Source organism: Photorhabdus heterorhabditis, from assembly GCF_018448905.1.
In the GTDB taxonomy this organism is placed as follows: domain Bacteria; phylum Pseudomonadota; class Gammaproteobacteria; order Enterobacterales; family Enterobacteriaceae; genus Photorhabdus; species Photorhabdus heterorhabditis.
Genome location: NZ_RCWA01000004.1, coordinates 90,638 through 102,802 on the forward strand (window position 1 = coordinate 90,638; position 12,165 = coordinate 102,802).

A 12,165-nucleotide genomic window follows, 5' to 3' on the forward strand; every position below is an offset into this window, starting at 1 on the left:
CCTTCTTTTGCATTCTATCGCCACAATAGGGCCGGATTTCATACTTTTAATGTGGTTATTATGGGTAAAAATAGCCCTTTTTTGTGCTCCATAAACACACAAAAGAGATATCAAAACCTATCAATAAAATCATATTGAATATGCGAAATTATCAATATCTGTGTGGAGATTGATTTTTCTGCAAAGTAGAATCCCGCCCCGCTGCCAGAAATGAGTATCGCTGGTTAATAAGAGATACTCAGATTCAATTATTTGTGATCAGCCATGATTTAAATGGGCGTACTGAATTAACGGTGTAGCTCACCGGCAGCTTCTGGTTGGTAAAGTAATTCTAATACTTTTACCCGAGTTTCTTCGCCATTTGGCAATTTCCAACTGATTTCATCGCCAATACGAAGCCCCAGTAATGCAGCACCCAGAGGAGCCATGACAGAAAGCTGGTCTGAACTGTCTTGCAGTGATGCTGGATAAACTAAAGTTCGTACCCGCTCTTCGCTGCTTGTTAGATCAAGGAAACGAATCCGGCTGTTCATAGTCACGACGTCTGATGGAATTTCTGCTGGCGGTACAATCTCTGCACGATCCAGCTCCTCATTCAAAGCATCAGCGATACTAGTATCTGCAAACGCCGGTTGTTCCAACAGGGAGTCTAAACGTTCCGCGTCTAATTCGTTGATAATAATTGCTGGTTTAGTCATACCACACTCCAAATGGATTCCAACACAAAATAACACCCCGCACCGTAAGGAGGGGGGTGTTATTTAAAATAATTAACCTGATAGTAGGCTGTTCTTACTCGAAAAGAAAGAGATCATGATCACGAACTGTTTTGTGTTGCTAATGAAAAACGGTGAAAAGCATGATAAGGCCCTAGTGAGTAGGTGATGTTATTCTTCGTCAAATCCCGAATTAAATAGATCAATGATAGCTGCAAGAGCCAGCTCTTCATCTGGACCGCTGGCTTCAACTTCAATATAGCTGCCTTTTTCTGAATCCAGCATCAGCATGGCAATCACACTGCTGGCTTCAGCTTCAACATGGCTATCATTGCGTAAGATAACGTGGGATTTAAAAAGCTGTACCAGGTCATACAGTTTCATTGCAGGCCGAGCATGCATTCCCAGCCGATTTTTGATTTCAAGCTTCTGCTTGACGGTCATTATTTTCGCTTTTCGAGAGTACGGTGGCGTGACTGTACATTTTTACCACGAGAACGGAAATAATCAGCCAATTGTTCTGCTACATAAACAGAACGGTGTTTACCACCAGTGCAACCAATAGCAACAGTTAGATAGCTGCGGTTATTCGTTTCAAGCATGGGTAGCCACAGTTCAAGATAACTGCGGGTTTGATAGATGAAGTTATGCACTTCCGTATGGCGGTCAAGGAAAGCGGCGACGGGACGATCAAGACCTGTCATTGGCCGTAGTTTCGGGTCCCAGTGTGGATTTGGCAGGAAACGTACGTCAAAAACATAATCGGCGTCAATTGGAATACCATGCTTAAAGCCGAAAGATTCAAAAACCATTGTCAGCTCGCGTTCTCGTTTGCCTAACAGACGAGTCCTTAACATCTCAGCCAGTTCATGGACTGACATTTCCGAAGTGTCGATAATGAGATCGGCTCTTGAACGAAGAGGCTCCAGCAGATCGCTTTCTTGATCAATCGCACTTTCCAGAGAGAGATTTTTGCTTGATAACGGATGCAAGCGGCGAGTATCGCTGTAACGGCGGATTAACGTATTACGGTCAGCGTCAAGAAACAGTAATTGTGGTGAGAAACTGGTCGGTAGTTTAGTCAGTGCTTCTTCGAAAATTTCTGGTGATTCCGGCATGTTTCTTACGTCAATACTGACAGCAGCAGAAATATCGCGGTCAGCCAGCGTATCTGCTAATTCCGGCAGCAATACTACCGGCAAGTTATCCACACAATAAAAACCCATATCTTCCAGCGCGCGCAAGGCAACGGATTTACCCGAACCGGAACGGCCACTGACTATCATCAGCACCATGAGGCGACTCCCCTTAAATTTCTCAGTGGTTGTTATGAGCCACTGCTATCTGTTGCTTTCCATTCATTGCAACAGCTATTCAGTGATAATTGCGTAAAGTTCTTCATCACTTTGTGCTGATCTTAAACGACGGCAGAGATTTTTATCTGCAAGACGTTTGGCAATCAATGACAATGTATGTAAGTGGGTCTGGCATTGATCGTTTGGAACCAGTAAAGCAAACAGCAAATCAACGGGTTGATTATCAATAGCATCAAAAGCAATAGGTTGTTCCAGATTAAGGAAAACCCCAACAGTTTTATCCGAGCTATTTTCATCCAGTTTACCGTGAGGGATAGCAATACCACTGCCAATTCCAGTAGTGCCCACTTTTTCGCGGGTCAATATTGCTTCGAATACGATATTCTCTGGTAATTTGAGCTGCTTAGATGCCAGCTCACTGATAATCTCTAAAGCCCGTTTTTTGCTCGAACAATGTACATTATTACGTGTACATTCAAGGGAAAGGACTGAGCTTAATAGTAAATCTGCTTGGTTATTCATTTTTCTATTCGCTTAGGTGCCTATTGATACCGGATACCATAGATTATCTGTGGCATCCGGTATTTTTGCACTGTTTACAGCAAAACTCCGCTGTTGTTACTGTAGCCTTTAAAAACTACAGCTTTCGTTAAAAGGGTTGTTAATGTTGTCTGAGTTTGTCTTTATGTTTGGTTAGCTGACGAGCTAGTTTGTCGACCAGTCCATCAATTGCTGCATACATATCCTCATGTTCTGAGGATGCGTGCAACTCACCTCCGTTAATATGTACAGTAGCCTCAGCGATTTGTTGCACCTTTTCCACCCGGAGGATTACCTGAGTCAGGTTGATCCTGTCGAAATATTGATCCAGCTTGCTGCATTTTGCAGTGATAATGTCGCGTAATGCATCAGTAATTTCAATATTGTGGCCAGTTATTTTGAGTTGCATATTGTCTTCCTTATCTGTTCATTTCAAACCAGACGCTTACGTTGGTTTGATGGCGGAATGGATAACGACTCTCGATATTTTGCGACAGTCCGTCGGGCAACTACGATGCCTTGGTCGGTCAGCATGCTCGTCAGTTTGCTGTCACTTAATGGTTTGGCGGGGTTTTCCGCTGCTACCAGTTTTTTCACCAAAGCCCGTATTGCAGTTGAAGAGGCTTCGCCCCCACTTTCTGTATTAACATGGCTGGAGAAAAAATACTTCAATTCAAAAATACCACGCGGACTGTGCAGGAATTTCTGGGTAGTCACCCTAGAAATGGTAGATTCATGCATATCAACCTGGAAAGCAATGTCTGCCAGAACCATAGGTTTCATATGTTCTTCGCCATGTTCGAAAAATTCCTGTTGCTGCTCTACAATGCAACGCGTAACTTTTAGTAGGGTGTCATTTCGGCTTTCCAGACTTTTGATAAGCCACTTCGCTTCCTGTAAGTTATTGCGGATAAACTGGCAATCACTTTCATTGCGTGTATGTTGTCCAAGTTCCGCATAATGCTGATTGATGCGTAAACGAGGAGTGTTATCTGCGTTCAGTTCTACTTGCCAGTATTCACTTTCTTTTCGAACTAACACATCAGGGATGACATACTGCGATTCACCCGTATTTACCGCCAGACCAGGTCTTGGTTCAAGTGACTGAATTAAATTTATGACTTCTTTCAGTGTATCTTCTTTCAGGCGACTAAGGCGGATTAAATTACGGAAATCCCGATGACCCAGCAACTCCAGATGTTCGCAGACGATCAATTTTGCTTCTTGCAGATAAGGTGTTTCTGGTGGGAACATTGATAGCTGGATCAGAAGGCAATCTTTTAGATCACGGGCCGCGACACCTATAGGATCAAAATGCTGTACCCGTTTTAGCACGGTTTCTACTTCTGCCAAAGTGAGTTGATTGTCACCAATACTAGCAAGAATATCTTCCAGTGGCACAGTGAGATAACCTGTATCATCTATGGCGTCAATAATTGATGTGGCAATGGCGGCATCTGTTTCCGTGAATGGAGTCAGCTCTGCTTGCCACATCAAATAGTCTTGTAGGGTTTGAGTTGTCTCGCCTTGGTAAAGTGGCAATTCATCAGCACTATAGTCATTACGTGTACCAGAAGGCGTTCCGGCTGTGTAAATCTCATCCCAGCTTGCATCTAGTGGTAGCTCGTCTGGCATATCCTTTTGTTGCAGGGCATCAAGCGTATCCATAGCTTCAGTTTCGTTGTCAGGAGATTCCTGACTGCCGATTTCCTGGTACTCTTCATCCTGTTCAAGCAAAGGGTTCATTTCTAACGCTTGTTGTATTTCCTGTTGCAGCTCAAGCGTAGAAAGTTGCAACAAACGAATGGCTTGTTGAAGCTGTGGTGTTATTGCCAGTTGCTGACTAAGCCTGAGTTGCAAACTTTGCTTCATAGAATTATTTCAATTCTCCTGGCTGAATTAGAGCCGGAAACCTTCGCCTAAGTAAACACGCTTCACCTGTTCATTACTAAGGATGTCATTAGGTGTGCCATGAGCAATCAGATGCCCTTGGCTAACAATATAAGCACGCTCACATACATCCAATGTTTCACGGACGTTATGGTCTGTGATAAGAACGCCTAGTCCATAATCTCTCAAATGCTGAATGATCTTTTTGATATCGATAACTGAGATGGGATCTACGCCTGCAAAGGGTTCATCCAGTAAAATAAATTTAGGATTGGCTGCTAGCGCACGGGCAATTTCTACACGGCGACGTTCACCGCCGGATAGTGATTGACCAAGGTTGTCACGGAGATGGCTGATATGGAACTCTTCCATTAGCTCTTCGGCACGTTCTTTCCGCTGTTCCTGAGTTAGATCCTTGCGGATTTCCAATACGGCCATCAGATTGTCGAAGACGCTCAGACGGCGGAAAATTGAAGCTTCCTGAGGTAAATAACCAATACCACGGCGTGCCCGCTCGTGAAGTGGCAGTAAGCTGATATCTTCATTATCAATGGTAATGGTTCCGGTATCCCGTGAAACAATCCCCACGACCATATAAAAAGTTGTGGTTTTCCCAGCACCGTTGGGCCCAAGCAGGCCAACAATTTCACCGGAGTTCACGTTCAGGCTGACATTTTCAACGACCTTACGGCCTTTATAAGCTTTTGCCAGGTTTTCTGCGTTTAGTGTTGCCATATATTATCGTTATTTACTCTTGTTGTTAGCCCCAGGGCCTTCTTCCTGTAACTGAGAAGGTAACAGGACGGTTGTCACTCGTTTACCTTTGTCACTGAATGCTTCCATTTGCTGGGTTGGCACCAAATAGGTGATCCGGTCGCCTTTTATATTGCTGTTCAACTGTTCCAGATAGGCGTTGCCAGTCAGTGTAACCAGCTCTTTATCCATTTCGTAGCGCATTTTTGCACCGCGGCCTTTGATTGGTTTGCCGTTATCCTGTAACTGATAGAAAGTTACAGGATTACCGAATGCCTCAATAATCATTTTTTTAGAATCACCATTCGGGCGGGTTATAACGACTTTGTCGGCGTGGATATCAATAGAGCCCTGTTTAACGATCACATTTTCTGTAAATGTGGCAGTGTTTCCTGTCATGTCAAGGGATTGCTTGTCAGAATCAATATAAATTGGTTTCTGGGTGTCATCTTTTAGTGCTAATGCGGGAAGGCTGACCACAAAAATAGCACTGGCAATAAAAGCATTACGGATTCTGTTGTTCATGTTGGATTTCATAGTAGGTGTTAACCTTTTCAATCAGTTCAGCGGTTTTGTTCCGCAGATTGCCACGCATTTTCATTCCTACGGATTTCAGCCCTACACCGATAAGTGTGACCTGATCATCGGATGAGACATCCTGGGTTACCAGGTTGACGACAGCATTCTCTGTAGTAATACGTTGTAATTGTGACGTATCAGTCAGGCTGTCAACTTGCACATCTCCGTAAAGATAGAGCATTTTATCATTAGTCAATTTTGCTTTGTTAGAACGTACTGTCCATGTAGCAATGGCATTTGAATCATATGTAATTAATACTGGTTTGGTAAACCAGGTGATTTTTGGCTCAGCATAATTCTGGACATCATCAGAGACCAGTTTATATGTCAGCTTACCAGTAGGATCATAAACAAAGGTTATGGTTTCCTGACTTTGATATGTCGGCTGGTTGTTATCTGCGGCAGAAGACGGTTCAGTCTCGTCTGAGTCAGATAAGTTCCAGCCAATTAGAGCCATGGTGATTAGTGCTAGTATTATAGCCAACCCGGATTTGATTTTACCCATTCTTGTTTCGCTTCAACCTATATTGATAATCCTTTGGCATCTTCCAGCTTATTCTGAGCGAAAAGCACCAAATCACAAAGTTCTCTTACTGCACCGCGACCACCTGCAATTTGGGTGACATAATGTGCTTTTGGTAATAGCAATGGATGTGCATCTGCCACAGCGACAGATAAACCCACTTGTTTCATGACTGGCCAGTCAATCAAATCATCACCGATGTAAGCAACCTGTTCTGGTTTTAATCCCAGTTTATCTAACAGTTCTCTATACGCCAAAGCCTTATCACTCTGTCCCTGGTAAAGATGTGTAATGCCTAGCGTGTTTGCTCGATCTTCCAGCAATTTAGCCTTACGACCAGTGATAATAGCGACTTCAATTCCTGAAGTAATTAAGCAGCGAATCCCGTAACCGTCACGAACATTAAACGCTTTTAATTCTTCACCATTGTTTCCCATATATACCAGGCCATCTGACATGACACCATCAACGTCACAAATCAGCAGGCGGATTTTACTGGCTTTTTCAATAATGTCTTTATTTACTGGGCCATAACAGGTGTCCAGATAAACTAATTGGCTCATTAAAACGTTCTCATAGGTTAAACCACACCGGCTTGTAAAAGGTCATGCATATGTAATACACCCAGCAATTTATTTCCCTCTGTAACCAATAGAGAAGTGATATGACGTGATTGCATTAAGTTTAATGCATCAACTGCAAGGGCATTAGGCTTTATACGGACCCCACCCGCAGTCATAACATCTGAAATTTTGACGTTGTACAAATCAATTCCCATATCAAAAACGCGGCGCAAGTCACCATCGGTAAAAATACCATCAATATACATATTTTCATCACAAATAACTGTCATACCCAATTTTTTGCGGGTAATTTCAACTAGTGCTTCACGTAAGGAGGAATCCCGGTTAATTCTTGGGATATCTTCGCCGGTATTCATTAAATCACTTACCAGTAGTAGAAGCTTACGTCCAAGTGTGCCGCCAGGATGTGATAGTGCGAAATCTTCAGCGGTAAAACCACGAGCCTGAAGCAATGCGACAGCTAAAGCATCTCCCATCACCAATGTTGCAGTGGTACTCGTCGTTGGAGCCAAGCCTAGCGGACAGGCTTCTTGTGGAACTTTGATACATAGATGGATATTTGCGGCTTTTCCCATGCTGCTGTTGTGATTGTTAGTCATACAGATAAGAGGAATTTTTTGGCGTTTTAGTGCAGGGATAAGTGACAAAATTTCATTGGATTCGCCAGAATTTGAGATTGCCAGAACAATATCTTTAGGGGTAATCATACCGAGATCACCGTGGCTGGCTTCCCCTGGATGAACAAAAAAGGAAGGTGTGCCGGTACTGGCGAAAGTTGCGGCAATTTTACATCCGATATGACCGGATTTACCCATCCCCATGATAATAATCTTACCTTCACAGTTGAACATTAGTTCACAGGTACGAGTGAAATCTTCATTTATGTATTGTTCGAGTTCTGCTAACCCATCACGCTCTATGTGTAATACTTTCTTACCCGCTTGTTGAAAATCAAATCTAGGCATTTCTTTTTCCTACTCACTTGTGTTTATTCAATGCTGTAATTGGAAATAAACAGTATGACAAAATAAGCAATAAAACAGCTTAATAACAGAACACCTTTCACCCGGTTTAACCGGTGTTTACGACCCAGACAAAATGCAGTAAATATTATGCTGGCTATCATCATTACCCAAAAATCACGATGGAAAGATTCAGGGGAAATGGCTGCTGGTGAGAGTAATGCGGGAAGACCCAGAACAATTGATATATTGAATATATTCGAGCTGATAATATTCCCGAATGCAATATCATCTTCCCCTTTGAATGCTGCTGCAATAGAGGTTGCTAATTCTGGTAGGCTGGTACCGACTGCAAGCACAGTAAGTCCGATAACTAATTCACTAATGCCGTAAATACGAGCAATAACAGTTGCATTGTCAATCACCATTCGGGTCGCCATAGGCAAAATAATGAGTCCTAGCAGTATCCATAGCAAGGCAATATGCTTATTGCCCTCTATTGGTAATTCGGAAGTCTGCTCTTGAGTGTAAATATCAGTTTCAGCACGGTGTGGCAGTGTAGCCATTTTTATCATCAGTAAAATACACGCTATAGCAGAAATCAATAATACCAGTCCATCCATCCGGCTAAGGTAATTATCACTTATCAAATAACCACAGAAAGCGGTGATCAACAGCATCAGAGGCAGTTCCTGCCGCAGAATATCTGATTTTACTTCCATTGGACGAATAAGTGCAGCGGCACCGGCTATCAGTAACAGGTTGGTAATGTTGGAACCAATGACATTACCAATTGCCATATCAGGTTGACCATCCAGCATGGCAGTAACTGAAACCATTAATTCTGGCAGAGAAGTTCCAATGCCGACTATCGTCATACCAATAATAAATGGGGGCAGGCCCAGTGTACGAGCAAAAATTGCAGCACCATATACTAATCTATCGGAACCATATACTAGTAAAATCAACCCAGCAATTAAGAGTAAAAAGGTTATAAACATGAAGCCGCCCTTATAAGGTATATTCCGGATTTAATGTTAACGTTGGTTGATTTTTTAAACAAAAATTGTTTGTTCAGTTAGATGAGGTATATTCTGACGGCGGCGGGTAGAAAAGTAAAATTTGTCACAACTTTAGTGGCGAAAACTCTCCAGTTTTTTTGTAGTATATGTGATTAATATGTAAATCAAATTATAGAGCCAGTTTATTAACCGTTAAGGGCTATTAATAATGAGTCAACAAACAGCAAATCTCATCGAGATCCGAGGTATGTATTTTACCCGTGGTAACCGTTCGATTTTTGCTGATATTAATCTGGCTGTGCCCAGAGGAAAAATCACGGCAATTATGGGGCCTTCTGGAATAGGGAAAACAACACTATTACGGTTGATTGGTGGTCAGCTACGTCCTGATCGGGGAGAAATCTGGTTTGATGGGGATAATATTCCTGCTTTGTCCCGTCCTCGTTTATATACTGCCCGTAAGAAGATGAGTATGTTGTTTCAGTCAGGGGCATTATTCACTGATCTAAATGTTTTTGATAACGTCGCTTTTCCTCTACGTGAACATACGACTCTGCCTGAAGAGATCATCCATACTACCGTGATGATGAAACTGGAAGCCGTTGGGTTACGCGGCGCTGCAAATCTGATGCCTTCCGAACTTTCCGGTGGTATGGCAAGACGTGCTGCTTTGGCTCGTGCTATTGCCCTTGATCCTGATTTGATTATGTTTGATGAACCTTTTGTTGGTCAGGACCCGATTACCATGGGTGTTTTGGTGAAACTAATTGATGAACTGAATAAAGCACTTGGCGTCACCTGTGTGGTTGTTTCCCATGATGTGCCGGAAGTTCTGAGCATTGCAGATTATGCTTATATTATTGCTGAACAGCAGATTATTGCTGAAGGTACGGCTCAACAGTTGCAGATTAATTCTGATCAGCGGGTACGGCAATTTCTTGATGGTATTGCTGATGGGCCGGTACCTTTCCGGTTTCCGGCAGGGGATTATAAAACTGAGTTATTAGGATAATGGGATGTTAATGTTAACACAGGCGCTGGCGGCACTTGGCAGGCGGGCTATTGAGGTATTTGCCTCTTTTGGTCGTGCAGGTTTTATGCTTTTTAGCGCGATAATTGGCAGACCAGAACCTGCCAGACAATGGTCATTGCTGCGACAACAACTTTTCAGTGTGGGCGTTCAGTCATTATTAATTATCGTGGTTTCAGGGTTGTTTATTGGCATGGTGCTCGGCCTACAGGGATATCTGGTACTGACAACATACAGTGCAGAAGCCAGTCTTGGTATGATGGTAGCGGTATCTCTGTTGCGTGAATTGGGGCCAGTTGTGACGGCCCTGTTGTTTGCAGGTCGTGCAGGGTCAGCCCTGACCGCCGAAATAGGTTTGATGAAAGCCACGGAACAAATTTCCAGTTTGGAGATGATGGCGATAGATCCATTGCGGCGTGTGATAGCCCCACGTTTTTGGGCTGGGTTTATCAGTATGCCGCTATTGTCCTTGATTTTTGTGGCTGTAGGTATCTGGGGGGGGGCGATAGTTGGTGTTGACTGGAAGGGGATCGACAGTGGTTTCTTCTGGTCTTCAATGCAGTCTGCTATAGAGTGGCAAAAAGATTTACTTAACTGTTTTATTAAAAGTGTTGTTTTCGCCATTACTGTGACCTGGATTGCTTTATTTAATGGTTATGATGCGATCCCTACCTCAGAAGGGATAAGCCGCGCAACGACCAGAACGGTGGTTCATGCGTCGTTAGCAGTTTTAGGTTTAGATTTTGTGCTGACAGCACTTATGTTTGGGAATTAATTCAATGCAAAGCAAGAAAAGTGAAATTTGGGTTGGATTTTTTATCTTGATTGCACTGGCTGCAATCGTCTTTTTATGTCTTAAAGTGGCAGACATTAAATCGGTAGGTAACCAGCCAACTTACCGCTTATACGCAACTTTTGACAATATTGGTGGTCTGAAAGTGCGCTCACCGATAAAAATTGGTGGTGTGGTGGTTGGCCGTGTTGCAAGTATTTCTCTTGATGAAAAAACTTATACGCCGCAAGTGGCACTGGATATTATGAAGCAATATAACCGTATCCCTGATACGAGTTCTCTTTCTATCCGTACTTCTGGTTTATTAGGTGAACAATATATTGCTTTGAATGTAGGGTTTGAAGATCCAGATATGGATACTGGGATTCTGAAAGAGGGTGATCGCGTGCAAGATACCAAATCAGCAATGGTACTTGAGGATCTTATCGGTCAATTCTTGTATAAGAGCGGCGATAATACCCAGAGTGGGGCAGAGCACACTCCGACACCATAGCCAGCAACTGAGTATCATTAAGAGGAACTAATTATGTTGAAGAAATTATTAATGGTGGCGTTGTTGATTATTGCGCCATTAGCGAGTGCAGCCGTTGATCAGACGAATCCTTATAAGTTGATGCAGGATGCGGCAGAAAAGACTTTTACTCGTTTGAAAAACAGTCAGTCACAAATTCGTCAAAATCCAGATTACTTGCGCCAAGTGGTGAAGGAAGAATTACTGCCATATGTTCATATCAAGTACGCAGGGGCATTGGTTCTAGGGAGCTATTATAAAGATACGACGCCAGCACAACGCGAGGCTTATTTTACCGCATTTGAATCCTATCTTGAGCAGGCTTATGGGCAGGCTCTGGCAATGTATCATGATCAAACTTATCAGATTGGCCCTGAGAAACCGTTGGGAGATAACAATATTATTGCTATTCGTGTCACTATCCTTGATCAGAATGGCCGCCCTCCTATCCGCCTTGATTTTCAGTGGCGTAAAAACAGCAAAACGGGTCACTGGCAGGCATACGATATGATTGCTGAAGGTGTCAGTATGATTACAACCAAGCAGAGTGAATGGGTTTCTATCTTGCGTCAACAAGGTATAGATGGTTTAACTAAGCAGCTTGAAATTAGCGCTCGTCAGCCAATCACTCTGGAAGAGAAAAAGTGAGATGAATGAAAGTCTGAGCTGGGAAAAAGCAGGACAGACATTGATTCTCAAAGGTATTTTGGATCGTGACCGTTTGCTTCCTCTTTGGCAGCAAAAGGAAAAGTTATTGACCGATATCAACTGTATCAATGTGTCACAGCTTGAGCATGTGGATTCTACTGGGTTAGCTCTTTTAGTCCGTTTTAAACACTATATGCAAAAAGAGGAAGGGACTGAATTGCTCTTTTCTGGCATTAGTGAACGGTTTAGTACCCTGATTATGCTTTACGATTTGCAGGAAATTATCATTGATGGCTAG

17 protein-coding genes are annotated in these 12,165 nt (G+C 42.9%); 5 read left to right on the top strand and 12 right to left on the bottom strand.

Annotated elements, in window-relative coordinates; genetic code table 11:
* Positions 1–287: 287 nt before the first annotated feature.
* The 12 genes from rnk to EAE89_RS03855 form a co-directional block, all read right to left on the bottom strand.
* Positions 288–698, bottom strand: a complete 411-nt coding sequence (rnk, locus tag EAE89_RS03800; RefSeq protein ID WP_054477039.1) for a nucleoside diphosphate kinase regulator — start codon at positions 696–698, stop codon at positions 288–290.
* Between the two features lie 189 nt (positions 699–887).
* Positions 888–1,160, bottom strand: coding sequence for a PTS phosphocarrier protein NPr (gene npr / locus EAE89_RS03805; protein ID WP_054477037.1), 273 nt, complete (start codon positions 1,158–1,160; stop codon positions 888–890).
* The gene (gene rapZ / locus EAE89_RS03810) at positions 1,160–2,011 is read right to left on the bottom strand and encodes an RNase adapter RapZ (protein ID WP_054477035.1); all 852 of its coding nucleotides are present in this window, start codon (positions 2,009–2,011) and stop codon (positions 1,160–1,162) included. Before rapZ ends, npr begins: the two co-directional genes overlap by 1 nt.
* 75 nt (positions 2,012–2,086) lie before the next feature.
* Positions 2,087–2,554 carry a PTS IIA-like nitrogen regulatory protein PtsN gene (gene ptsN, locus EAE89_RS03815; protein WP_054477033.1) on the bottom strand — a complete coding sequence of 156 codons (468 nt, stop codon included), beginning with the start codon at positions 2,552–2,554 and terminating at the stop codon, positions 2,087–2,089.
* A gap of 139 nt (positions 2,555–2,693) precedes the next feature.
* Positions 2,694–2,981, bottom strand: coding sequence for a ribosome hibernation promoting factor (hpf, locus tag EAE89_RS03820; protein WP_015835763.1), 288 nt, complete (start codon positions 2,979–2,981; stop codon positions 2,694–2,696).
* A 23-nt stretch (positions 2,982–3,004) separates the two neighbouring features.
* The gene (gene rpoN / locus EAE89_RS03825) at positions 3,005–4,444 is read right to left on the bottom strand and encodes an RNA polymerase factor sigma-54 (protein ID WP_054477031.1); all 1,440 of its coding nucleotides are present in this window, start codon (positions 4,442–4,444) and stop codon (positions 3,005–3,007) included.
* Between the two features lie 27 nt (positions 4,445–4,471).
* Positions 4,472–5,197, bottom strand: coding sequence for an LPS export ABC transporter ATP-binding protein (lptB, locus tag EAE89_RS03830; RefSeq protein ID WP_172909367.1), 726 nt, complete (start codon positions 5,195–5,197; stop codon positions 4,472–4,474).
* 9 nt (positions 5,198–5,206) lie between these two features.
* Complete coding sequence (gene lptA, locus EAE89_RS03835) at positions 5,207–5,740, bottom strand: lipopolysaccharide ABC transporter substrate-binding protein LptA (protein ID WP_214085386.1); 534 nt, start codon at positions 5,738–5,740, stop codon at positions 5,207–5,209.
* Positions 5,721–6,299: an LPS export ABC transporter periplasmic protein LptC gene (gene lptC, locus EAE89_RS03840; protein ID WP_054477025.1), complete on the bottom strand. Its 579-nt coding sequence runs from the start codon at positions 6,297–6,299 to the stop codon at positions 5,721–5,723. Before lptC ends, lptA begins: the two co-directional genes overlap by 20 nt.
* A gap of 17 nt (positions 6,300–6,316) precedes the next feature.
* Positions 6,317–6,880, bottom strand: coding sequence for a 3-deoxy-manno-octulosonate-8-phosphatase KdsC (gene kdsC / locus EAE89_RS03845; RefSeq protein WP_054477024.1), 564 nt, complete (start codon positions 6,878–6,880; stop codon positions 6,317–6,319).
* A gap of 17 nt (positions 6,881–6,897) precedes the next feature.
* Positions 6,898–7,866: an arabinose-5-phosphate isomerase KdsD gene (gene kdsD / locus EAE89_RS03850; RefSeq protein ID WP_054477022.1), complete on the bottom strand. Its 969-nt coding sequence runs from the start codon at positions 7,864–7,866 to the stop codon at positions 6,898–6,900.
* Between the two features lie 23 nt (positions 7,867–7,889).
* On the bottom strand, positions 7,890–8,864 hold the full coding sequence (locus tag EAE89_RS03855) for a calcium/sodium antiporter (RefSeq protein WP_214085387.1): 975 nt from the start codon (positions 8,862–8,864) through the stop codon (positions 7,890–7,892).
* A gap of 229 nt (positions 8,865–9,093) precedes the next feature.
* On the opposite strand from EAE89_RS03855, the gene mlaF reads away from it, so the two are divergent.
* From mlaF to mlaB, 5 genes are read left to right on the top strand one after another with little or no spacing between them, the layout of a single operon-like run.
* On the top strand, positions 9,094–9,897 hold the full coding sequence (gene mlaF / locus EAE89_RS03860; protein ID WP_054477018.1) for a phospholipid ABC transporter ATP-binding protein MlaF: 804 nt from the start codon (positions 9,094–9,096) through the stop codon (positions 9,895–9,897).
* A gap of 10 nt (positions 9,898–9,907) precedes the next feature.
* Positions 9,908–10,690 carry a lipid asymmetry maintenance ABC transporter permease subunit MlaE gene (gene mlaE, locus EAE89_RS03865; RefSeq protein WP_214085432.1) on the top strand — a complete coding sequence of 261 codons (783 nt, stop codon included), beginning with the start codon at positions 9,908–9,910 and terminating at the stop codon, positions 10,688–10,690.
* Between the two features lie 4 nt (positions 10,691–10,694).
* Positions 10,695–11,201, top strand: coding sequence for an outer membrane lipid asymmetry maintenance protein MlaD (gene mlaD, locus EAE89_RS03870; protein ID WP_054477016.1), 507 nt, complete (start codon positions 10,695–10,697; stop codon positions 11,199–11,201).
* A 33-nt stretch (positions 11,202–11,234) separates the two neighbouring features.
* The gene (gene mlaC, locus EAE89_RS03875) at positions 11,235–11,867 is read left to right on the top strand and encodes a phospholipid-binding protein MlaC (RefSeq protein WP_054477014.1); all 633 of its coding nucleotides are present in this window, start codon (positions 11,235–11,237) and stop codon (positions 11,865–11,867) included.
* 1 nt (position 11,868) lies between these two features.
* The gene (mlaB, locus tag EAE89_RS03880; protein WP_054477012.1) at positions 11,869–12,165 is read left to right on the top strand and encodes a lipid asymmetry maintenance protein MlaB; all 297 of its coding nucleotides are present in this window, start codon (positions 11,869–11,871) and stop codon (positions 12,163–12,165) included.